General features: G+C 64.4%; 23 protein-coding genes. 9 read left to right on the forward strand and 14 right to left on the reverse strand.

Features of this window, described 5'->3' with window-relative positions; genetic code table 11:
* Positions 1-21 precede the first annotated feature (21 nt).
* Complete coding sequence (locus OH705_RS23900) at positions 22-990, reverse strand: threonine dehydratase (protein WP_104444336.1); 969 nt, start codon at positions 988-990, stop codon at positions 22-24.
* Positions 991-1,066: 76 nt separating this feature from the next.
* Here OH705_RS23900 and OH705_RS23905 point away from each other — a divergent pair, with 76 nt between their 5' ends.
* Entirely contained in the window at positions 1,067-2,434 is a 1,368-nt protein-coding gene (locus OH705_RS23905; RefSeq protein ID WP_237750130.1) for a PLP-dependent aminotransferase family protein, read from the forward strand.
* 63 nt (positions 2,435-2,497) lie between these two features.
* On the opposite strand, the gene OH705_RS23910 is transcribed toward OH705_RS23905, so the two are convergent.
* On the reverse strand, positions 2,498-2,755 hold the full coding sequence (locus OH705_RS23910) for a DUF2790 domain-containing protein (RefSeq protein ID WP_023629531.1): 258 nt from the start codon (positions 2,753-2,755) through the stop codon (positions 2,498-2,500).
* Between the two features lie 263 nt (positions 2,756-3,018).
* Between OH705_RS23910 and OH705_RS23915 the strand changes: the two genes are divergently transcribed.
* Positions 3,019-3,426: a GNAT family N-acetyltransferase gene (locus OH705_RS23915; protein ID WP_201755121.1), complete on the forward strand. Its 408-nt coding sequence runs from the start codon at positions 3,019-3,021 to the stop codon at positions 3,424-3,426.
* Here the strand turns inward: OH705_RS23915 and def are convergent.
* The 3 genes from def to OH705_RS23930 all read right to left on the reverse strand — a co-directional run bounded on the left by def (position 3,423) and on the right by OH705_RS23930 (position 5,249).
* Positions 3,423-3,959, reverse strand: coding sequence for a peptide deformylase (gene def, locus OH705_RS23920; protein ID WP_104444337.1), 537 nt, complete (start codon positions 3,957-3,959; stop codon positions 3,423-3,425). The two genes, OH705_RS23915 and def, sit on opposite strands and share 4 nt — an antisense overlap.
* Positions 3,959-4,915: a YihY/virulence factor BrkB family protein gene (locus OH705_RS23925; RefSeq protein WP_023629532.1), complete on the reverse strand. Its 957-nt coding sequence runs from the start codon at positions 4,913-4,915 to the stop codon at positions 3,959-3,961. The genes def and OH705_RS23925 overlap by 1 nt, the downstream gene beginning before the upstream one ends.
* Before the next feature lie 154 nt (positions 4,916-5,069).
* Positions 5,070-5,249 (reverse strand): CsbD family protein, encoded by a 180-nt coding sequence (locus tag OH705_RS23930; protein WP_023629533.1) that lies wholly within the window; start codon positions 5,247-5,249, stop codon positions 5,070-5,072.
* Positions 5,250-5,478: 229 nt separating this feature from the next.
* On the opposite strand from OH705_RS23930, the gene OH705_RS23935 reads away from it, so the two are divergent.
* Positions 5,479-5,859: a hypothetical protein gene (locus tag OH705_RS23935; protein WP_023629534.1), complete on the forward strand. Its 381-nt coding sequence runs from the start codon at positions 5,479-5,481 to the stop codon at positions 5,857-5,859.
* On the opposite strand, the gene OH705_RS23940 is transcribed toward OH705_RS23935, so the two are convergent.
* Positions 5,860-6,696: a S1 RNA-binding domain-containing protein gene (locus OH705_RS23940; protein WP_267303119.1), complete on the reverse strand. Its 837-nt coding sequence runs from the start codon at positions 6,694-6,696 to the stop codon at positions 5,860-5,862. It abuts the gene before it with no gap.
* Between the two features lie 129 nt (positions 6,697-6,825).
* Here OH705_RS23940 and OH705_RS23945 point away from each other — a divergent pair, with 129 nt between their 5' ends.
* A complete protein-coding gene (locus OH705_RS23945; RefSeq protein WP_023629536.1) occupies positions 6,826-7,686 on the forward strand; it encodes a DUF6279 family lipoprotein in 861 nt (286 codons plus the stop codon).
* Positions 7,687-7,697: 11 nt separating this feature from the next.
* Here OH705_RS23945 and aceK read toward each other — a convergent pair whose 3' ends face one another.
* Positions 7,698-9,413 carry a bifunctional isocitrate dehydrogenase kinase/phosphatase gene (gene aceK / locus OH705_RS23950; protein WP_104444338.1) on the reverse strand — a complete coding sequence of 572 codons (1,716 nt, stop codon included), beginning with the start codon at positions 9,411-9,413 and terminating at the stop codon, positions 7,698-7,700.
* 178 nt (positions 9,414-9,591) lie between these two features.
* On the opposite strand from aceK, the gene OH705_RS23955 reads away from it, so the two are divergent.
* A complete protein-coding gene (locus OH705_RS23955; protein ID WP_110604994.1) occupies positions 9,592-10,467 on the forward strand; it encodes a DMT family transporter in 876 nt (291 codons plus the stop codon).
* Between the two features lie 42 nt (positions 10,468-10,509).
* Here the strand turns inward: OH705_RS23955 and OH705_RS23960 are convergent, their stop codons facing one another.
* From OH705_RS23960 to cysK, 3 genes are all read right to left on the reverse strand, one after another.
* Positions 10,510-11,391, reverse strand: a complete 882-nt coding sequence (locus OH705_RS23960) for a DMT family transporter (RefSeq protein ID WP_023629928.1) — start codon at positions 11,389-11,391, stop codon at positions 10,510-10,512.
* A gap of 377 nt (positions 11,392-11,768) precedes the next feature.
* Complete coding sequence (locus OH705_RS23965) at positions 11,769-12,704, reverse strand: aspartyl/asparaginyl beta-hydroxylase domain-containing protein (RefSeq protein WP_011535083.1); 936 nt, start codon at positions 12,702-12,704, stop codon at positions 11,769-11,771.
* Between the two features lie 156 nt (positions 12,705-12,860).
* Complete coding sequence (gene cysK / locus OH705_RS23970) at positions 12,861-13,835, reverse strand: cysteine synthase A (protein ID WP_267303120.1); 975 nt, start codon at positions 13,833-13,835, stop codon at positions 12,861-12,863.
* A 134-nt stretch (positions 13,836-13,969) separates the two neighbouring features.
* Here cysK and OH705_RS23975 point away from each other — a divergent pair, with 134 nt between their 5' ends.
* The 3 genes from OH705_RS23975 to OH705_RS23985 all read left to right on the forward strand — a co-directional run bounded on the left by OH705_RS23975 (position 13,970) and on the right by OH705_RS23985 (position 17,271).
* A complete protein-coding gene (locus OH705_RS23975) occupies positions 13,970-15,043 on the forward strand; it encodes a DUF748 domain-containing protein (protein ID WP_267303121.1) in 1,074 nt (357 codons plus the stop codon).
* A 190-nt stretch (positions 15,044-15,233) separates the two neighbouring features.
* Positions 15,234-16,079: an AAA family ATPase gene (locus OH705_RS23980; protein ID WP_267303122.1), complete on the forward strand. Its 846-nt coding sequence runs from the start codon at positions 15,234-15,236 to the stop codon at positions 16,077-16,079.
* Between the two features lie 13 nt (positions 16,080-16,092).
* Positions 16,093-17,271: a vWA domain-containing protein gene (locus OH705_RS23985; protein ID WP_023629932.1), complete on the forward strand. Its 1,179-nt coding sequence runs from the start codon at positions 16,093-16,095 to the stop codon at positions 17,269-17,271.
* A gap of 102 nt (positions 17,272-17,373) precedes the next feature.
* Here the strand turns inward: OH705_RS23985 and OH705_RS23990 are convergent, their stop codons facing one another.
* Genes OH705_RS23990 through OH705_RS24005 form a run of 4 tightly spaced genes read right to left on the reverse strand, consistent with a single transcriptional unit; the run spans position 17,374 to position 21,077 of the window.
* Positions 17,374-18,312, reverse strand: coding sequence for a biotin-dependent carboxyltransferase family protein (locus tag OH705_RS23990; protein WP_104444349.1), 939 nt, complete (start codon positions 18,310-18,312; stop codon positions 17,374-17,376).
* Positions 18,309-19,004 carry a 5-oxoprolinase subunit PxpB gene (pxpB, locus tag OH705_RS23995; protein WP_104444350.1) on the reverse strand — a complete coding sequence of 232 codons (696 nt, stop codon included), beginning with the start codon at positions 19,002-19,004 and terminating at the stop codon, positions 18,309-18,311. The genes OH705_RS23990 and pxpB overlap by 4 nt, the downstream gene beginning before the upstream one ends.
* Positions 19,001-19,780 (reverse strand): 5-oxoprolinase subunit PxpA, encoded by a 780-nt coding sequence (locus OH705_RS24000; protein WP_104444351.1) that lies wholly within the window; start codon positions 19,778-19,780, stop codon positions 19,001-19,003. Before OH705_RS24000 ends, pxpB begins: the two co-directional genes overlap by 4 nt.
* Before the next feature lie 10 nt (positions 19,781-19,790).
* Positions 19,791-21,077 (reverse strand): MFS transporter, encoded by a 1,287-nt coding sequence (locus tag OH705_RS24005; RefSeq protein ID WP_094010044.1) that lies wholly within the window; start codon positions 21,075-21,077, stop codon positions 19,791-19,793.
* Positions 21,078-21,206: 129 nt separating this feature from the next.
* On the opposite strand from OH705_RS24005, the gene OH705_RS24010 reads away from it, so the two are divergent.
* The gene (locus OH705_RS24010) at positions 21,207-22,118 is read left to right on the forward strand and encodes a LysR family transcriptional regulator (protein ID WP_267303123.1); all 912 of its coding nucleotides are present in this window, start codon (positions 21,207-21,209) and stop codon (positions 22,116-22,118) included.
* Positions 22,119-22,146 lie beyond the last annotated feature (28 nt).

The following is a 22,146-nucleotide window of genomic DNA, read 5'->3' on the forward strand; positions in this document are numbered from 1 at the left end:
TAGCACTTCCTTTCGACACTTTCATACAGGATCTTTCGTCCCCATCAACACCTGCGCATAGCGCCCGCGATCCACGTTCGCGCCACTGAGAACCACCGCCACCCGCTTGCCCGCCTGACGCCCACGCTCCTGCATCAGTGCAGCCAGGGCGGCGGCGCCGGCACCTTCGGCGGTGTTGTGGGTGGTTTCGTGGTAGAGGCGCATGGCTTCGGCGATCGCCTCGTCGCTCACCCGCACGATGCGTGCAGCATGCTCGCGTACCAGGGCAAAGGCGTCGGGATGCGGCACGCGGCAGGCCATGCCGTCGGCGAAGGTATCGGCGCTGGCGGTGGTGACGATGCGCCCCAGCTCGAAACTCTGGGCATAAGCGTCTGCCGCAGTGGATACCACGCCGACGATTTCAGTGGACAACCCAAGCAGGTTGCGCGCCTGGATCAGCCCACAGATGCCCGACCCCATGCCGATCGGCACGTACACGCAATCCAGGTCGGTCACCGCCTCGAACAGCTCCAGGGCGTAGGTGGCCACGCCACGCACCAGTTCCGGATGGAACGAGGGAACCATGGCAAAGCCCCGCGCATCGGCCAGGCGCGCCGCCTCTTCCCGGGCCACGTCGAAGTCCACGCCATACTCCACCAGCTCCGCGCCCAGGGCGCGCATGGCTGCGTTCTTCTCCCGTGAATTGCCCTCCGGCACCACGATCACCAGCGGCAAACCAGCCTGGCGCGCCGCCAGGGCCATGCTCTGGCCGTGATTGCCGCGCGTGGCGGTAACCAGGCCACGGGGGACTGCGCCACTGGCCAACAGCGAGCGGACATAGACCAGCCCGCCGCGCACCTTGAAGGCCCCCGTGGGCGCATGGTTCTCGTGCTTGACCCACAGCTGGCAACCCAGCCGCTCGGCCAGCAGCGGCCAGGCGTGCTGTGGGGTCGGCGGCACGTGCTGGTGAACGAAAGCGGCGGCTTCGCGCAGGGCGGGCAAGTCGAACATGGCGAACGTCCTTCATCGGTATGGGGTTGAACCGATCCTAAGCGCCGGGCATTGTATGGGTCCAAATAAATATTGCATGGGTAGCAATTTCGTGTGGATTCCTAGCCTCCCGGCCAACGACCAGCCGCGCTACCAGGCACTGGTCGAGGCCATCGCCAACGCCATCGAACAGGGTGAACTGAAGGTCGGTGAACGCCTGCCCCCGCAACGCCGCCTCGCCTGGGCGCTGGGCCTGAATCCGAGCACCACGCAGCAGGCCTACCGAGAAGCAGCCGCGCGGCACCTGGTGTCCGGGGAGGTGGGACGCGGCACCTATGTGCTGGCCAGCAGCAAGGAAGCGACGCTGTTTCGCCTCAAGCAACCCAGCCGCCAGCACCCAGTGATCGATCTGTCGACCAATGTGCCGGTGGCCGATCCCTGCAATCTCGACCTCGAGCACAGCCTGCGCAGGCTGCTCGAACAGGGCGATACCGCCTTGCTCGACCATTACCTGGGGCCCGAGCAGTTGCTGCTGGGGCGGATCGAGGGGGCGCGCTGGCTGGGCAACCGCGGTCTGGACCTGGCGCCAGAGGACGTGCTGCTTTGCGGGGGCGCCCAGCAGGCGCTGACCCTGGTGTTGCAGTCGTTGTGCCAGGCGGGCGAGCCAGTGATGGTCGAGGCGTTGACCGCCCCGGGCATCAAGGCGGCCTGTCGCCAGTTGCGCCTGCCCGTGCACGGCGTGGCCCTGGATGAGCAAGGCCTGCTTCCGGAAGAACTGGACCGTGTGGTCCGCGCGAGCGGCGCGCGGGTATTGGTCACCACCCCTACCCTGCACAACCCGACCGCCGCGTGCATGGGCGAGGCCCGGCGCCTGGCGCTGGCGCAAGTCGCCAGGCGCCACCAACTGCTGGTCATCGAGGATGACGTGTATGGCGCCTTGACCGACCGGCCACCCCTCTACCCCTTGCTCGAAGGCCGTGGCGTGCTGATCAGCAGCCTGTCCAAGACCGTCGCCGCCGGCTTGCGCCTGGGCTGGATCGTGGCCCGGCCAGCATTGCTGGAGCAGATCGACCCCTATGCCCAGGCCACCCACTGGTCGGTGTCGCCGCTGAACCTGCGCATCGCCTGCCAATGGATCGCGGATGGCACCGCCGCACGGCGGCTGGCCTGGCAACGGGAGGAACTGGGCGAACGCTGGCGCCTGGCGCGGGCGGTGCTGGGCGAGGCGCTGCCCGCCGAGGGCGTGCCGTCGCCGCACATCTGGCTGGCCACGCCTGGAGACGCCCAGGCGCTGGTTGCGCGGTGTCGGGAACACGGGGTGGAGATCGTGCCGGCCAGCGTCTTCGCGGTAGGCACCGACAGCGTCAGGGCCGTGCGGATCAGCCTGTCGGCGGCGCACAGCCGGGCACAGTTGAAGCAAGGACTGGAACTGGTGGGAGCGGGCTTGAGCCGCGATTGCACGTGATACTCAGCTGAACGCCATCGCGGGGCAAGCCCGTTCCCACGAACCTTGTCTCGGCCACGCGGCTCAATTCAGCCGGCAACCCTCCCCCAATGCACGGTACTGGAGGGTATGGACCTGCCCTTGATGATCCTCGTAGGTCATGGTGGCGGGCACCACTTCGCAGACGTTGGGGATCGTCGACAGGCTGATCACGCGCTTGATGTCGAGGTTGGTGGAATAGTCGTACTGCTCGACCACGGGCTGGGTGTCTGCGGTCTTGGCCTGGTCCGCAAAGGCGAACGGGGACATACCGACCAATGCAAGAATCAGTAAGGCTTTCATGGGTGTCGACCTTGATGGCTATCAAGCTGATCGCGTGACTTCTGACGCCGTCAATGGCCCGGAGAAGTTGTCATCGACTGCGAAGATGACACGAAGTACCGATCCCGCTTTATCGTACTGCCGGGGGGATGAGTGAAAGTCTACTCCCCGCCTGAAATAGTTGAACCCCGGAGTCGGACATTCACCCTTGCCGCATTTGCAACAATCTGCGACAAAGCACCGATGAATTCCTGCCTGAGATTGCCACACCGCGTGAACCAAGCATGCTCCCTCTGACCTGCACTCGCCTTCCCCCAACCCAGCGCCGCCTGCTGGACCATTTCTACCGCCAGCACGGCTCGCGCATGCGCGCCGCCGGTGAAGGCGAGCAATGGGTGGCGCGTACCGCAGAAATAATCGGTGGGATGAACCTGACGCCCATCGGTGGCGATCACTGGCTGACCGGCCTGTTCGTTGCCCCGCAGTGGCGCGGCCAGCAGATCGCATCCCGGCTGATTGACGCGGCGCTGGCCGAAAGCAACGCTGCGACCTGGCTGTTCTGCCACCCGGATTTGGCGCCCTTCTACCAACGCTTGGCCTTCACACCGACAACCACCCTGCCCCAGGCCCTGGCCTCACGCCTGGCCCGCTACCAGCGCAGCAAGGCGCTGCTGGCGATGAGGCGGGGTTAGTCGTCGGTCACGTCGAGCCCGGGGAACAGCACCTCGGTATAGCCGAACTTGCTGAAGTCCTGGATGCGCGAAGGATACAAACGGCCAATCAGGTGGTCGCACTCATGCTGCACCACCCGGGCATGGAAGCCGTCGGCAAAGCGGTTGATCGGGTTGCCCTGCGGATCGATGCCCGAATAGCTGATGTGCTTGTAGCGCGGCACCACGCCACGTAGGCCGGGCACCGACAGGCAACCCTCCCAGCCGTCCTCGACCTCCGTGGCCAGCGGCGTGATCACTGGGTTGAGCAGGATGGTCCGTGGCACCGGCTCGGCGTCCGGGTAACGCTCGCTGCGCTCGAAGCCGAAGATCACCAGTTGCAGGTCGATGCCGATCTGCGGCGCGGCCAGGCCGACACCGCCGACATGGGCCATGGTCTCGAACATGTCGTCGATCAGTTGCGCAAGCTCCGGGCTGCCGATCATGTGCTCGGGAACCGGCGGGGCGATGCGCAGCAGGCGTTCATCGCCCATCTTGAGAATGTCGCGGATCATCAGGTATTCGGCTCGCGGGTCTGGGGTTCGGATGTCACCGGGTGCTCATGGCCGAGCACGGTGATGCTCTGTTGCGGGTTGTCCTCCTCGAATTCCTTTTCGCCGGGGTTCTTGCCCTCGGCCGACATGTGCTCGATCACCGCGTTCATCTCGGCGCCCAGCAGCAGCACTGCAGCGGAGATGTAGAAGTACAGCAACAGCACGATGATCGCCCCGATACTGCCATACATGGCGTTGTAGTCGGCAAAGGTCTTCACGTAGTAGGCAAAGCCCAGCGAGGCGACGATCCACACCACCACCGCCAGCACCGAACCTGGGGTGATGAAACGGAATTTCTGCTTCACGTCGGGCATCACGTAGTAGATCAGCGCCACCGCCACCATCATCAGAATGATGATCGCCGGCCAGCGCAGGATGGTCCAGACGATGACGACCGCCTCCTCCAGCCCGACCTGGGAAGCGATCCACTCCATTACCTGCGGCCCCAGCACCATCAGCGCCGCCGCGGCCAGAAGCATGCCGGCGATGCCGACGGTATAGATGACCGACAGCGGAATGCGCTTCCACACCGGCCGCCCCTCGGGCACGTCGTAGGCCGCGTTCATCGCGCTCATCATCAGGCGCACGCCCGCCGAGGCAGTCCACAAGGCAATCACGATACCGACCGACAGCAGCCCGCCCTTGGACTGCTGCAACTGGTCGATCACCGGGTTGACCTGCTCCAGGGCCTGGGGCGGCAGCACCAGTTCCGACTGCAGGCGCAGCCAGGAGAAGAAGTCCGGGAGATGCAGGAAACCGATCAGGGCGATCAGGAACAGCAGGAAGGGGAACAGCGAGAACAGCATCTGGTAGGCCAGCGCGGAGGCATAGGTGGACATCTCGTCATCGAGGAACTCCTTGACGGTGCGCACCAACACGCGGTGCAGGGGCAGGCCGCGCAGGTCGGGGAAAATCATAGCGTCTCCTTTCGCCGCTTGATCGGAATGGCAATGCTGCAAGTCTAATAGACCAGGCGTTCGCTTGTACCTTGTGCACAGTCCAAAGCAAGCGCGGGGCAAGCCCGCCCCCATCTTGCGGGAGCGGGCTTGCCCCGCGGCCAGGCTGCGGCGATCAAGGTTTCTTCACGGCATCCTTGACCTTGCCCACGGCCTGTTGCGCCTCGCCTTTCAGTTCCTGGGCCTTGCCCTCGGCGCGCAGCTTGTCATTGTCGGTCACCTTGCCGACGCCCTGCTTGATGTTACCCACGGCCTCGTTGGCCAGGCCCTTCGCTTTGTCCTTGGTGCCACTCATGGGATGTCTCCTCGGGGAAAGACACGGGAAATCGTGTCGACATCTGATCGACCCAAGGCCATTGGCCAGAGTTTCAATTCATTTGCACCCTGTCAGCCAAACGGCAATCGGCTGGGCTCGATACGCTTGCACGGTTCGGGTTCGGTGATTTCGGGGAAGCGGGCTTGCCCCGCGATAAGCCCCACCCCACAATGGCAGGCCTTACTCGCGTCAACCCGCAGGAACCTGCATGAAACTCGACAAACCCACCGCCATCGCTCGCCGTAACGAGGCGCTGGCCAAACCGGTACTCACCAGTGCCAACACCCTGTTCGCCATTCTCGACACCAAGCGCAACCTGTGGTGGTTCGAAGTGCCGGTTGCACTGCTGCGCAAGGGCCAGCCCGACTGGGTCAACCTGCTGCTGCACACCCCCGAGAACGACGGGCTGCAGCACCTCAAGGTGCCCACCAACTTCCTCAAGGCTCATCAGGAGCAGATGGAAGTGCGCAATCCCGGCAAACGCCGTTCGACCATCAGCCTGGCGCTGAGCGCCGACCGCGACTCACTGCTGCGCGACACCCGACCGGGTGGCGAGCAGCTGGACTTCAGCACCTTCGTGCAGGGCTGATCAAGCCCGCTCGATGCGATCGTCATGGATGACGATCCGGCCCTGCTTGAACAACGCGCCGATGGCTTTCTTGAAGTTGCCCTTGCTCACGTTGAACATCTGGCTGATCAGCGCCGGGGCGCTCTTGTCGCACACCGGCAGCACACCACCGTTGGCCTCGAGGCGCTGCATGATCTGTTCGTGCAGGCTGTCGGCCAAGGCCTGGCCAACCGGCTGCAGGCTCAGGGCGATCTTGCCGTCGGCGCGCACTTCCTTGATGAAGCCCTTCTCGTGCATGCCCGAACGCAGGAACTTGAACACCTCGTTCTTGTGGATCAGGCCCCAATGGCGGTTGTTGATGATCGCCTTGAAGCCCATCGGCGTCTCGCCGGCCACCAGCAGCTCGACCGGCTGGCCGACGCTGTAGTCCACCGGGGTGCGGTCCAGGTAACGGTCCAGCTTGGCGGTGGCGGTAATACGCCGGGTGCGCTTGTCCAGGTAGGCATGGACCACGCAGTAGTCGCCGATCTTCAGTTGCCGCGACTCTTCCGAGTAGGGCATCAGCAGGTCCTTGGACAGGCCCCAGTCGAGGAAGATGCCAGCGCCGTTGATGTCCTTGACCTTGAGGCTGGCAAACTCGCCCACCTGCATTTTCGGCTTTTCGGTGGTGGCGATCAGCTGGTCTTCGCTGTCCAGGTAGATGAACACGTTGAGCCAATCGTCCAGCTCCAGCTCGGCATCCTTGGGGAAGTAGCGCCGCGGCAGGAGGATTTCGCCATCGGCGCCGCCGTCAAGGTACAGGCCGAACTCCACGTGTTTCACGATTTGCAAACTGTTGTAACGCCCAAGCAGAGCCATTTCCGAAGATCCTCAAGACAAGGCGACTATTCTAACACCTGACCCGCCCGGCCGCCCGAGCGCACATTCGCCGGAACCGTCGAGCTCACCGTGCGTCTACCGCCTGGCCAGCCCAGCAAGGATTCGCTCATGCCCCTTCGCCTGCCCAAAGCCCTGCTCATGCTAATCGGCTTCGCCCTGGCACTGACGGCCTGCAGCCGCATCGACCTGGCCTACCGCAACCTTGATCGCCTGGTGCCGTGGTCGCTGGGAGACTACCTAGACATGAACCGCGAGCAGAAGCAGTTGCTCGACGAACGGCTCAAGGCGCACCTGGCCTGGCACTGCAAGACCCAACTGCCCGGCTACCTCGACTGGCTCGACCGGGTGCAACTGATGGTCGCCAACGACGCGGTCACCGATGAAAACCTGCGCCAACGCACGGTCGAGGCACGCCAGGCCATCGGCCGGGTCACCGAAGCGATAACCCCCTCTGCCGCGGAACTGCTCAAGGGCATGAATGACAGCCAAGTAGCGGAAATGCGCGAGGCTTTTCGCAAGGACATCGACAAACGCCAGAAGGAGTACGTCGACACACCATTGGCCAAGCAGGTCGAAAACCGTGCCGCACGCATGCGCAAGCGCCTCGAGCCCTGGCTGGGCGAGCTAGATGCCGAGCAACGGCTGCGGGTGATGAGCTGGTCACAGGCCCTGGGTGACCAGAATCGCCAGTGGATCGCCAACCGCGCCCATTGGCAGCAGCAACTGGTGCTGGCGATGGACCAGCGCGCCAGTCCGAGTTTCGAGCCCCGGTTGGCGCAGTTGCTGCAGCGCAAGGAAAGCCTGTGGACACCGGAGTACCGCCAGGCATTCCAGAACACCGAGCGCCAGGCACGCAGCCTGCTGGTGGATCTGCTGAAACAGAGCAGCCCGGCCCAGCGGCAATTCCTGCAGCAGCGGCTGAGCAAGGTGCGTTCGGACTTCAGCGAACTCAAGTGCCTCAGAGGCTGAAAACCTGATGCCTAACGCCCTTTGCGCCGATAAGGGAACACATCGATCACCTTCCCCGCCCGGATCGCCTCCTGCAAGCCTTTCCAGTAATCGGCGTCGTACAGTTCGCCATGCAGGCGGCTGAACAAGCGGCGCTGGCCGATATCGGCGAAAAGGAATGGCGGAAACTCCTCGGGGAACACGTCGTGTGGCCCGATCGAGTACCACGGCTCGCCGGACATCTCATCCTCCGGATAACGCGGCGGCGGGATATGGCGGAAGTTGACCTCGGTGAGGTAGCTGATCTCGTCGTAGTCGTAGAACACCACCCGGCCATGGCGGGTGACGCCGAAGTTCTTCAGCAGCATGTCGCCGGGGAATATGTTCGCCGCCGCCAATTGCTTGATCGCCAGCCCATAGTCTTCCAGCGCCTCCAGCACCTGGGCTTCGCTGGCCTGTTCGAGGTACAGGTTGAGCGGGGTCATGCGCCGTTCGGTCCAGCAGTGGCGGATCAGCACCGTGTCGCCCTCAAGCGCCACGGTGGAGGGCGCAACCTCTAGCAGTTCCGCCAGGCAGTCGGGGTCGAACTTGCCCTGGGGAAAGCGAAAATCGGCGAACTCCTGGGTATCGGCCATGCGCCCGACGCGGTCGACGCTTTTTACCAGGCGGTACTTCTCTATTACCGTTGCTCGGTCGACGGTCTTCGACGGCGAGAAGCGGTCCTTGATGATCTTGAACACGGTGTTGAAGCCCGGCAGGGTGAACACGCTCATGACCATGCCGCGCACGCCAGGGGCCATGACAAAGCGGTCATCGCTGTTGGCCAGGTGGTTGATCAGCGCCCGATAGAATTCCGACTTGCCATGCTTGTAGAACCCGATCGAGGTGTACAGCTCGGCGATGTGCTTGCCCGGCAGGATGCGCTTGAGGAAGTTGACGAACTCCGCCGGCACCGGCACATCGACCATGAAATACGAACGGGTGAAGGAGAAGATGATCGACACCTCCGCCTCGTCGGTAATCAGCGCATCGGCCTCGATGCCATGTCCCTCGCGGTGCAGCAGCGGGATCACCAGTGGCCACTGCTCGTCGGGGGTGTACAGGCGGCCGACCAGATAGGCGCCCTTGTTGCGGTAAAGCACGGGGGTGAACAGCTCCACGGCCAAGGCCGGATCCTTGCAGACCCAATCGGGCAGGCATTCGCGCAACTGATCCTCAAGCCGCGCGATATCGCCCTCCCGGTCGCCATAAGGCACGTCGAACGCATAATCGGCGAAAATCGCTCGCAACAAGCCTTTGAGCCCATCCTGCAGCGCATAGGTACGCGTCTGCGCCGCCCGTTCATGGCCTCGCATCGATGGCCGCGTGGTATGGATGAACATGCAGCCGTCGCTGATCAGGTCGTGGCTGAACAGGCTGCAGAACAACGAGTTGTACCAGGTCTCGGCCAGCTCGTCGTCCAACCGGGGGTCGATCAGGCGGATGTAGGCGTTCTTGACCAGCGGCCATTGCTCGACGTCCAGCAGCACCTTGGTATCGAAGCGCTGGCGCAACCAGCCGTTGACCTCGGCGACCTTCTCTTCATACAGGTTGATGCGCGCCGCGGCGGCGTGCTGGATGTCCTGCCAGCGCGCCTGTTCGAAGCGCTCGCGGGCGCCGAGGGTGATACGGCGAAAGTGCTCGCGGTAGTCGTCGAAGCCATCGAGGATCATCCGGGCGATATCGACGGCGGGCCAGGCTGGGGTCATGCGCGTGCCTCTATGCAATGGTCACCGAGAGAGCTTAGTCGGATACGAGCCCTGTGGGAGCCGGCTTGCCGGCGATGAAGCCCGTGAGGCGACCCCGGATTCACACAGCAAGAAAGCACAAGAATCCCCCACTCTCCCTGACGTACACTCGCGCCCTGCCCTACCGCCGGAGACCCCCGTGAGCCCCATCGCCCTCGCCCGCCTGCTGACCCTTGCCGCTGTCTGGGGCGCCAGCTTCCTGTTCATGCGCATCATTGCCCCCGAGCTGGGCACCGTGCCGACCGCCTTCTTCCGCGTGTCGATCGCCTGCCTGGGGCTGATCGCCATCCTCGCCGCCGCCCGCGTGCGCTGGAACTTCGAGGGCAAGCTTGGCGCCTGCCTGGTGCTGGGCATGATCAACTCGGGCATTCCGGCCACCTTCTATTCCGTGGCGGCGCAGGTGCTGCCGGCCGGCTATTCGGCGATCTTCAACGCCACCACGCCGCTGATGGGCGTGCTGATCGGCGCCTTGTTCTTCCGCGAAGCCATGACCCTGCCCAAGCTCTGCGGGATCTTCCTCGGGCTGTTCGGTGTCGGCATCCTCAGCGGTGCCGGCCCAGTGGCGCTGGACATGGCCCTGGTGCAAGGCGCACTGGCCTGCCTGGCCGCCACCACCTGCTACGGCTTCGCGGGCTTCCTGGCAAGGCGCTGGGTCGGCACGCTGGACAGCCGTCTGTCGGCGCTGGGCAGCATGCTCGGCGCCACCTTGCTGCTCAGCCCGCTGTTCGCCTGGAGCGCGCTGACCCAGCCACCGGCCAGCTGGGGCGACTGGCAGGTATGGCTGTCGCTCCTGGGCCTGGGGCTACTGTGCACGGCGTTCGCCTACATCCTGTACTTCCGCCTGCTGAACGAAATCGGGCCGGTCAAGGCCAGTACCGTGACCTTCCTGATCCCGGTATTCGGCGTGCTATGGGGCGCATGGCTGCTGGATGAGCCGCTGTCGATGGCGCACTTGTATGGCGGTCTGCTGATCGGTGCGGCGCTGTGGTTGGTGCTGCGCCCGGCACGGCACTGAAAAAAGGGGAGCGGGATTGCCCCGCTCCCACCGCTCGTTGACTCAGGCCTCGGCTGTGCGCAACGCAGGCTTACGGAACACGAACAGCAAGCCGATCACGATCAGTCCCATCCCCAGCAGGCTGAGGGGCGCCAGGCGGTTGCCGAAGATGATGAAATCCATCACCGCCGTGACCGCCGGCACCAGGTAGAACAGGCTGGTGACATTGACCAGGTTGCCCCTTGCGATCAGCCGGTACAGCAGCAGCGTGGCCAGCAACGAGACCACCAGCCCCATCCATAGCAGCGCACCGAGGAAACTGGCGTTCCACTGGACATGCAGCGGCTGCAACGGCGCGAACACTGCGCACATTGCGAAGCCCGCCAAGTATTGCAAGGGCAAAGTGCCCATGGGGTTGTCAGTAATGCGTTTCTGCAGGATCGAGCCCAAGGTCATGCTGCCAAGCGCCAGCAGGGCAAACAGCATCCCGGCGAGGGACACCCCACCCAGGTTGATGCCCTGGTAGACCACCATCACCAGACCGCCAAGACCAAGCCCCAGGCCGAACAATCGGCTCCAGGACCGCTGACGCTCCATCAGCACCACGGTCAGGATCGGTTGCACGCCCATGACCGTGGCCATGACGCCAGGCGTGACATGGGTGTTCAGCGCCAGCAGGTAGAAGATCTGGTAGGCGCCGAGCAACACGCAGCCGGTCCCCAGGGCGCGAACAATGCCGCCCCGGGTACGTGGCCAACGCAATCCGAGCAACGGACCGATCAACAGCAGACCGAACAGCGCCAAGGCCGAACGCAGCAGCAGGAAGGCGAAGGGGCTGGCCTCGGCCAGGCCAAGCTTGGAGACGATCGCCCCGCTGCTCCACAGCAGGACGAACAGGCTGGTCGTGGCCGCCGAGGCCACGGAAGCTTTGTTGAGAACAAACATGTATTGCCACCTGTATACGGGCAAATGAGCCGTACGGAGGGCCTATCGCGACTTGCGGGGATAGCCGACCGTGTTCAGTAGGTTGCGAGTGCGGTGGGGTGCGGCCAGCGGCCGGTCAGCCCAGCACCACGACTGCGCAAGGAGGCGGAGCTACGCCGCCTACCACGCCACTGACAGGTGGTGGAGAGAGACTGATCATGGCCGGCTGCTGGCTGCCACGCACGACCACGCCCGCGACAGGCGCGAGAACGTCAGTTGTGGTGGAAGGGATGGCTGGCATGATCGGGTCTTCAGAGAAGAATGTGTTTCGGAATATAGCGGGGGAATCATCGCGGGGCAAGCCCGCTCCCACGAGGAGCGAGCCCGGCCCACGCGAATCAGAACAGCCAGCGATACAGGGCGTAGGCGACGACAACCGCCAGCACCGGTCGCAGCACGCGGTAGGCCTTGGGGTTGGCACGCTTGAACTGCTTGACCCGGGTGCTGATGACATTGCTGAAGCGCTTGCTCCAGGCATAGGCCTGGTTGATCCCGCCAACACGCTCGTCATCGGTGTTCTGCGGCGCGGTGGCACGGCCTAGGAAGGCACTGACCTTGCGGTTGATGCGGGTCATCAGCGGGCTGTTGAGCGGGCGCTCGACGTCGCAGAACAGGATCACGCGGGTGACCTCGGTCTCGTTCTTGACCCAGTGCACGAAGGTCTCGTCGAACATTACGTCCTCGCCGTCGCGCCAGGCGTAAGGCTGGCCATCAACGTAGATGCGGCAGTTGTCGGAGTTCGGCGTGGACAGCCCGAGGTGATAGCGCAGGGAGCCGGCGAACGGGTCGCGGTGCGGGTTCAGGTGGCTGCCGCCGGGCAACAGGGCGAACATCGCGCCCTTGACGTTGGGGATGCCGCTGACCAGCTCGACGGTCTTCGGGCACAGCGCTTCGGCCGAAGGCAGCGGTTTGTCGTACCACTTCAGGTAAAAGCGCTTCCAGCCCTTCTTGAAGAACGAACCGAAGCCGGCGTCATTGTCTTTTTCCGCCGCACGAATGTAACCCTCGTCGAACAGGCGCATGGCCTCTTCGCGGATCACCTCCCAGTTGTCCTTGAGCACATCCAGCTCGGGGAAGCGCTGGCGGTCCAGGTACGGCTTGGAAGGTACGCCGGAAAACAGGTACATCAGGCTGTTGTAGGGGGCGAACAGCGCCGAATGGTTGACGAACTGGCGCAGCACCGGCAGGCGTGCCTTGCCGCGCAGGTGCACAAACAGCACACTGCCGAAGAACACCAGCAGGACACCGGCCTTGGCGACGAAGGAAAAGGTCATGCAACACTCCTTGGAGGGGAAATCAGGCCATCCCCAGATAGCCGGACATCATAAACCCATCAGGAGCGGCTGCAAGCCAGAAGCTGCAAGCGGCAAGCTCAAGCTGATCCGCGTCAATGCGGCCATGCCTTCGACTTGCGGCTTGCAGCGTGTCGCTTACTGCTGGTTCTCCTGCTCGGTGAACAGATCGCTGAACAGCATGCTCGACAGGTAACGCTCGCCCGAGTCCGGCAGGATCACCACGATGGTCTTGCCCTGCATCTCCGGCTTTTCGGCCAGACGCACCGCCGCTGCCATCGCCGCGCCGCACGAGATGCCGCAGAGGATGCCCTCCTCCTGCATCAGGCGGATGGCCATGGCCTTGGACTCTTCCTCGGTCACCGTCTCGACCTGGTCGACGATCGACAGGTCGAGGTTCTTCGGCACGAAGCCGGCACCGATGCCCTGGATCTTGTGCGGGGTGGGCTTGAGCTCCTCACCGGCCAGGGTCTGGCTGATCAGCGGCGAGTTCACCGGTTCCACCGCCACTGACAGGATCGGCTTGCCCTGGGTGTGCTTGATGTAGCGCGATACCCCGGTGATGGTGCCACCGGTGCCGACGCCGGCAACCAGCACGTCGACCGCGCCATCGGTGTCGTTCCAGATTTCCGGGCCGGTGGTCTTCTCGTGAATGGCCGGGTTGGCCGGGTTGTCGAACTGGCTCGGCAGGTAGTGCTGCGCAGGGTCGGAAGCGACGATCTCATTGGCCTTCTCAATGGCACCCTTCATGCCTTTGGCCTTGTCCGTCAGCACCAGTTCGGCGCCCAGCGCTTTGAGTACTTTGCGCCGCTCCAGGCTCATCGAGTCGGGCATGGTCAGCACCAGCTTGTAGCCACGGGCGGCCGCCACGAAGGCCAGGCCGATGCCGGTATTGCCCGAGGTGGGCTCGACGATGGTCATGCCCGGCTTAAGCTTGCCGCTGTCCTCGGCGTCCCAGATCATGCTCGCGCCAATCCGGCACTTCACCGAGTAGCCTGGGTTGCGTCCTTCGGTCTTGGCCAGGATGGTCACGCCGCGCGGGGCAATACGGTTGATCTGCACCAGCGGCGTGTTGCCGATGGAATGGGCGTTGTCGGCGTAGATACGGCTCATGGCGGCGGTCCTTGAACAGGAAAAAAGTGCAGGGAAAACCCTGAGGGTAAGCCTGCAATCGGTGAGCGTAAAGCCCGTTCGAACTCGACGAAACGGCCTGCGGTCAACCGCACATGCTCCCATGGAGAAACCCGATGAAAGCGCGCTACCGCTGGCCACTGGTCGGCTTTGCCAGCCTGGTCGCACTGCTGGTGGCCCTGCACCTGGCCTTGCCTTACCTGGTGCGTGACTACCTCAACGACAAGCTGGCCGACATGGGCGACTACCGCGGCCAGGTCCGCGACGTGGACCTGGCGTGGTGGCGTGGCGCCTACCAGATCAATGGCCTGAAGATCGTCAAGGTCAGCGGCAAGGTGCCGGTGCCGCTGCTCGAAGCGCCGCTGATCGACCTGTCGGTGAGCTGGCACTCGCTGTGGTACGACCGCGCCGTGGTCGCCGAAGTGACCTTCGTACACCCCGAACTCAATTTCGTCGACGGCGGCAACAAACAGAACTCTCAGACCGGCCAGGGCACCGACTGGCGCCAGCAACTGGAAAAACTGCTGCCGATCACCCTTAACGACGTGCGCATCGAACAAGGCACCCTCACCTTCCGCAACTTCAATTCCAGACCGCCGGTGGACCTCAAGGCGACCCGGCTGGACGCAAGCATCCGCAACCTGACCAACGTGCGCGACGAAAAGGGCCGGCGCGACGCCAGCTTCGAGGGGACGGCGCTGCTGCTGGGCGACGCCAAGGTGGAAAGCCGCGCCACCTTCGACCCCTTCAGCGACTTCGACGACTTCCAGTTCCGCCTGCGCGCCACCGGCATCGAACTGCGCCGGCTGAACGACTTCGCCAGCGCATACGGCAAGTTCGACTTCAATGCCGGGCATGGCGATGTGGTAATCGAGGCCGAGGCCGAGAACGGCCGGCTCAAGGGCTACATCAAGCCGCTGTTGCGCGATGTCGATGTGTTCAATTGGCAGCAGGACGTGGAAGACAAGGACAAGGGCTTCTTGCGCTCGATATGGGAAGCCGTCGTGGGCGCCACCGAGACCGTGCTCAAGAACCAGCCGAAAAACCAGTTCGCCACCCGCGTGGAACTCAGCGGCAGTGTGCACCAGCAGGACATCAGCGCCTTCGAGGCGTTCCTGCAGATCCTGCGCAACGGCTTCATCCAGGCGTTCAACGCACGCTACGAGCAGCCCGCGCCCAAATCCGACTGAGCCCTGGGTGACGGACCATTCAGGGACTGAATACCTGGTCTGCGTTTTCACGCGTCGGGCGTGGCGTTATAGTCGCTGGCACATCAATAAACATGTATTGCCTGGGCCGGCCCTATCGCCGGCAAGCCTGCTCCCACAGGGAGCGGGTCTGCCCGCAATGACGCCAGCCAGCCACCCAGAGGATCGGTTAATGAAGTTCGAAGGCACCCGCGACTACGTCGCCACAGATGACCTCAAGCTGGCGGTCAACGCGGCCATCACCCTGGAGCGCCCGTTGCTGGTCAAGGGCGAGCCGGGCACCGGCAAGACCATGCTCGCCGAACAGCTGGCCGCCTTCTTCGGCGCACGCCTGATCACCTGGCACATCAAGTCGACCACCAAGGCCCACCAGGGCCTGTACGAATACGACGCGGTCAGCCGCCTGCGCGACTCGCAGCTGGGCGTGGACAAGGTCCACGATGTGCGCAACTACCTGAAAAAAGGCAAGCTGTGGGAGGCCTTCGAAGCCGACGAGCGGGTGATCCTGCTGATCGACGAAATCGACAAGGCCGACATCGAGTTCCCCAACGACCTGCTGCAGGAACTCGACAAGATGGAGTTCTACGTCTACGAAATCGACGAGACTATCAAGGCCAAGCAGCGCCCGATCATCATCATCACCTCCAACAACGAAAAGGAGCTGCCTGACGCCTTCCTGCGCCGCTGCTTCTTCCACTACATCGCCTTCCCCGACCGCGCCACCCTGCAGCAGATCGTCGACGTGCACTACCCCAACATCAGCCAGTCGCTGGTCAGCGAGGCGCTGGACGTGTTCTTCGACGTGCGCAAGGTGCCGGGCCTGAAGAAAAAGCCCTCCACCTCCGAGCTGGTCGACTGGCTCAAGCTGCTGATGGCGGACAACATCGGCGAGGCGGTACTGCGCGAGCGCGACCCGACCAAGGCCATCCCGCCGTTGGCCGGGGCCCTGGTTAAGAACGAACAGGACGTGACGCTGCTCGAGCGCCTGGCCTTCATGAGCCGGCGCGGCAACCGCTGACGGGAGCCGGGCCATGTTGCTCAACCTGTTCAATGAAATGCGCGCGGCCAAGGTGCCGGTGTCGGTGCGCGAGTTGCTCGACCTGCACCATGCCTTGCAAAAAGGTGTGGTGTTCGCCGACATGGACGCCTTCTACTATCTGGCCCGCGCCATCCTGGTGAAGGACGAACGGCACTTCGACAAGTTCGACCGTGCCTTCGCCGCCTACTTCAAGGGCCTGGAAAACCTCGACCGGCATATCGAAGCGTTGATCCCCGACGAGTGGCTGCGCAAGGAGTTCGAGCGCTCGCTCACCGACGAGGAACGCGCGCAGATCCAGTCCCTGGGCGGGCTGGACAAGCTGATCGAGGAGTTCAAGAAGCGCCTCGAGGAACAGAAGGAACGCCATGCCGGCGGCAACAAATGGATCGGCACCGGCGGTACCAGTCCGTTCGGCTCGGGCGGCTTTAACCCCGAGGGCATCCGCGTTGGCGAGGCCGGCAAGCGCCAGGGCAAGGCAGTGAAGGTCTGGGACCAGCGCGAGTACAAGAACCTCGACGACCAGGTCGAGCTGGGCACGCGCAACATCAAGCTGGCCCTGCGCCGGCTGCGCAAGTTCGCCCGCGAAGGTGCCGCCGAGGAGCTGGACATCGACGGTACCATCGATCACACCGCCCGTGACGCCGGCCTGCTGAACATCCAGATGCGCCCCGAACGGCGCAACACGGTGAAGCTGCTGTTGCTGTTCGACATCGGCGGCTCGATGGACGCCCACATCAAGGTGTGCGAGGAGCTGTTCTCGGCCTGCAAGACCGAGTTCAAGCACCTTGAGTACTACTACTTCCACAACTTCGTCTACGAGTCGGTGTGGAAGAACAACCTGCGCCGCACCTCGGAGCGCTTCTCCACCTTCGACCTGCTGCACAAGTACGGCGACGACTACAAAGTGATCTTCGTCGGCGACGCGGCCATGGCACCCTACGAGATCACCCAGCCCGGCGGCAGCGTCGAGCACTGGAACGAAGAGGCCGGGTACGTGTGGATGCAGCGCTTCATGGAGAAGTTCAGGAAGATCATCTGGATCAACCCGTATCCGAAACAGGCCTGGGACTATACCGCCTCGACCCACCTGGTGCGGGACTTGATCGAGGACAAGATGTATCCGTTGACGTTGCAGGGGTTGGAAGACGGGATGCGTTACCTGTCCAAGTAATCTATTGACCGAACTGGCCTCATCGCGGGGCAAGCCCGCTCCCACGCCAGCCCTGCAAATGCGCGAGTGGCGCGGGCTTGCCCCGCGATGAGGCCGGCAGACTCAACCCCAGCAGCGCAAGCATGCCTGCTGCTCGCGCCACGCCTCGTCCTGCACCACCGCCCTGAAGCGTATCGTCGCCCCCGGCATGCACTGCGCCAGCTGCGCCAGCGCCAACGGCGTCAACGCACCCAGCCGTGGATACCCACCGATGGTCTGCCGGTCATTGAGCAGCACGATCGGCTGCCCGTCCGGCGGCACCTGCACGGCGCCAAGTGGGATCCCTTCGGAAATCATCGGCGCGCCCTGGTACATCAACTGCGGCCCAAGCAGTCGGATGCCCATGCGGTCGGCACGGCTGTCCAGCGTCCAGTCACGGTTGAACGCCTCGAACAGGCTGGTGCCGCTGAAATCGCCTATCTGCGCCCCCATCACCAGGTCCAGTACAGGCTTGTCCGCATATACCGGCCGCAACGTTTCGGGAACGTGGGAGCGGAGGTTCGGCGCCCCGACTTGCCCCGCGATGGCGCCGGCAGCATGCAGTACCTCCCCTTTCACCAACGCCCGGCCCTGGCCGTCAACCCCGCCCAGCTCTTCCCGAACCACCGTGGAGCAACTGCCCAGCACCGCCTCGCCCTGAAACCCACCAGGCGCAGCCAGATAAGCACGTACCCCTTGGCGAGGCTGACGCAGCGTCAGCTGCTGGCCCTTGCCGAGGTTGAAGCTGGTCCAGGGCGCTACAGCCTGCCCGTCGACCTGCGCATCCAGGTCGGCCCCGGCCAATGCCAACATGCAATCTTCCTCGGCAACCACACTGAACCCGCCGAGGGCGACTTCCACCACTGCGCTGTCCAAGGCATTGCCCAGCAACCAGTTGGCCCAGCGCATCGCCACCCAATCCAGCGCGCCGCCCTGGGTCACCCCCAGATGCCGGACGCCAAAGCGCCCACCATCCTGCAATTGGCACAGCGCGGTGCTGGCCTCGATCCTCAACTGGCTCATGCCTGGGCCTCCAGCGGGCTGTCATCACCGCCCAGGTTGATGAAGTCGGCGTGCCCGACAGCCACGAAACGGACCTGGTCGCCCGGTTGCAGCAAGCTATAGCCCTCGCGCTCGCGGTCGAACAGGTGCACCGGCGTCCGACCGATCAGGTTCCAGCCGCCCGGCGACACCGCCGGATACGCGGCGGTCTGGCGTTCGGCAATTCCGACGCTGCCCGCTGCCACACGCTTGCGCGGAGTACTCAGGCGCGGTGTGGCCAGGCGCTCGTCGACCAGCCCCATGAAGCCGAAGCCCGGGGCGAACCCCAGCGCGAACACCGGGTAATCTCGGCCACAGTGCACGTCGATCACTTCGGCTTCGCTCAGCCCGCTTCGCGCAGCCAGCACCGGCAACTCGGGACCGACGCTGGCGTGGTACCAAACCGGGATCTCGTGCCTGCGCCCGGCCTTTCCATCATCCGGCCGCAGGCCCTCCAGTGCGTGCAGGATGCGCCGGCGCGCTTCGCCCGGCGCCAGGTCGAACTGCACCATCAGCGTGGTGTAGGACGGCACCAGGTCGATCAACTGTTGGCCAAAGACGTCCCGCAAGCGCTGGCTGGCGGCGAGGATCCACGGCATGTTGCCTTCATCGATGGCATCGAACAGCCGCACCATCAGGCTGTCGACGGCCACCACTTCGATACGTGGGGTCATGCCTGCTCCAGCGCGTCGAGTGCCTGGCGGATCTGGCGTACCGCGGCCACGGAACCATCGTTGTCGCCATGCACGCACAGGGTGCTGGCGTTCAACCGTACCTCGCTGCCATCGTCGGCCACCAGGGCCTCGCCCTTGGCCAGGCGCAAGGCCTGCTCGACCACCAGCGCCGGGTCATGGTGCACCGCGTCCGGCAGGCGCCGCGACATCAGGTGCCCGCTGGCGGTGTAGCCACGGTCGGCGAAGGCTTCGAACCACAACGGCACGCCGATCTCGTCGCCCAGGGCCTGGGCGGCGCTGTCGTCGGCGGTGGCCATGAGCATCAGCGGCAGGCCGCTGTCGAATGCCGCCACAGCCTCGAGCACGGTGCGCAGGATGGCCGGGTTGGCCATCATGTCGTTGTACAGCGCGCCATGGGGCTTGACGTAGGCCACCCGGCCACCGAGCACCTTGCAGATTCCGTCCAGGGCGCCGACCTGGTAGTGCAGCAGGTCGCGGATCTCGTCGCTGCTGCAGGCCATGGAGCGGCGGCCGAAGCCTGCCAGGTCCGGGTAGGCCGGGTGCGCGCCGATGGCCACCCGGTGCTCCAGGGCCAGGGCCACGGTGCGGCGCATGGTGCCAGGGTCGCCGGCATGGTAGCCGCAGGCGATGTTGGCGCAGTCGATGAAAGGCATGACCTTGGCATCCTGGCCCATGCGCCAGTTGCCGAAGCTCTCGCCCATGTCGCAATTGAGTAGCAGGCGTTTCACCTGGCGGACCTCCGTATCAATGTTCATGGTGCCTACCTTAGCGCGCCTGGAGCGCTTTGCCGCGGGTTTCCGGCAGGCTCAGCGCAGCCAGGATCACCACACCGTAGGACACTGCGGCAAAGGCGCCAATCCCCAGGCCCAACGGCACTTTCTCGCCGAGCAGGCCGATCAGCAGCGGGAACATGGCGGCGATGACCTTGCCGATGTTGTAGCAGAAGCCCTGCCCCGAGCCACGGATGCGGGTGGGGAACAGCTCGGTGAGGAACGAACCCATGCCGCTGAAGATACCCGAGGCAAAGAAGCCCAGCGGGAAGCCCAGCCACAGCATCACGTTGTCGCTGACTGGCAGCTGTGTGTAGAGCAGGACGATGACGAACGAGCCCACGGCGAACAGGATGAAGTTCTTCCGGCGCCCCAGCAGGTCGCAGAGGTAGGCACTGACCACATAGCCGATGTAGGAGCCGACGATGACCATCGCCAGGTAACCGCCGGTACCGAGCACGCTCAGGCCGCGCTCGTTCTTGAGGAAGGTCGGCAGCCACGAGGTGATGGCGTAGTAGCCGCCCAGGGCACCAGTGGTGAGCAGCGACGCGCGGATCGTGGTCCACAACATGCCGGGGGCGAAGATCTCGTAGAAATGCGAAGGCGCCGCGACCGTCTCGGCGGCCTTGGCCTCGCGGTAGACGTCCGGGTCCTTGACCAGGCGCCGCACGAAGATCACGAAGATCGCCGGCAGCAACCCGAGCAGGAACAGCGCGCGCCAGGCCTGCTCGGCCGGCAGCCAGGAGAACAGCAGCGCGTAGAGGATGGCGGTCAGGCCCCAGCCGATGGCCCAGCCCGACTGCACCATGCCCACCGCCTTGCCGCGGTCCTGGGCACGGATCACCTCGCCGATCAGCACCGCGCCGGCGGTCCATTCGCCACCGAATCCGAAGCCCATCAGGGTACGGGCGATCAACAGCTGCTCATAGCTCTGGGCGAAACCGCAGAGGAAGGTGAAAAATGCGAACCACAGCACCGTCAGTTGCAGGGTGCGCACCCGCCCGATGCGATCAGAGAGGATGCCGGCGATCCAGCCGCCCAGGGCCGAGGCGATCAGCGTGCTGGTATGGATCAACCCGGCCTCGGCGGTGCTGATGCCCCACAGCATGATCAGCGTGGGGATGACGAAGCTCAGCATCTGGGTGTCCATGCCGTCCAGGCCGTAGCCGATCTTGCAGCTCCAGAAGGTGCGTCGTTGCTGGGAATCGATGTCGCGGTACCAGGCGAAAGGGCCGCTCGAGGTTCGGGCGGGGGCCTGCTGCTGCACGCCGGTCGGGTTCATGGTTGCCTCGGCTTGTTGGTATTGTTCTATGGGCGACGTCGGGCGTCGCGGCCTGGGCAACATGTTCAGAGGCCGCGCCCGGCACGTCCAATGAGAAAATCCGCCGGTCTGGAACAAGAAAAACTGATCATGAACCTTCGTTTCCTCGAAACCTTCGTCTGGGTCGCCTGGCTCAAGAGTTTCCGCCTCACCGCCGAGAAGCTGTTCACCACCCAGGCCTCGGTGTCCAGCCGCATCGCCGCGCTGGAGGCCGACCTGGGCGTAAAACTGCTGTTGCGCGATTCGCGCGGGGTCAGCCTGACACCCGAGGGCGCCAAAGTGCTGGAATATGCCGAACGCATGCTCGACACCGCCAAGGCCATGAAGCAGTCGCTGGACAGCGACCGGGCCAAGACCGGGCGCATTCGCCTGGGGGTCATGGACACGGTCATCCATACCTGGATGAGCGCGCTGGTGGCGGAGCTGGGCGAGCGCTACCCGCAGGTGGAGATCGAGCTGGTGGCCGATACCGCGCTGAACCTGCGCGAGCAGTTGCAGAAGGGCTTTCTCGACGTGATTCTGCAGACCGACCTGCTGCGCGAACAGTCGATCCGCAGCCAGGACCTGGCGCGCTACCCGATGGGCTGGATCGTCGCCGCCGGCTCCCCGCACCACCGCACCTACGCCTCGTTGGCGGAGCTGGCCCGCGAACGCATCGTCACCTTCTCGAAAAATTCACGACCGCACCAGGAAGTGCTCAGCCTTTTACAGGCAGCCGGGGCCGAGGCGCCACGCCTGAACTGCGTGAACTCGGTGGCGGCAATCACCCGCCTGCTGCGCGACGGTTTCGGCATCGGCGCGCTGCCACCGGCACTGGTGGATGGCGAACTGAGCCGGGGCGAGCTGGTGTTGCTGGACGGATTGCAGCCACCACCAAGCCTGGAGCTGGTGGTGGCCTGGCAGACCGGCGTGGCGTTGGTGGACGAGATCGTCGACGTGTGCCGGCAAGTGCTGGAGCGCTACGCGCGGGATGTGGGCGGGCAGCGGATCGTGCTGGTCTGAAGGTCGCCTTTACCGACGATCAGGGCAG

Origin of the sequence: Pseudomonas sp. BJa3 (assembly GCF_026343815.1) — a bacterium.
Classification (GTDB): domain Bacteria; phylum Pseudomonadota; class Gammaproteobacteria; order Pseudomonadales; family Pseudomonadaceae; genus Aquipseudomonas; species Aquipseudomonas soli.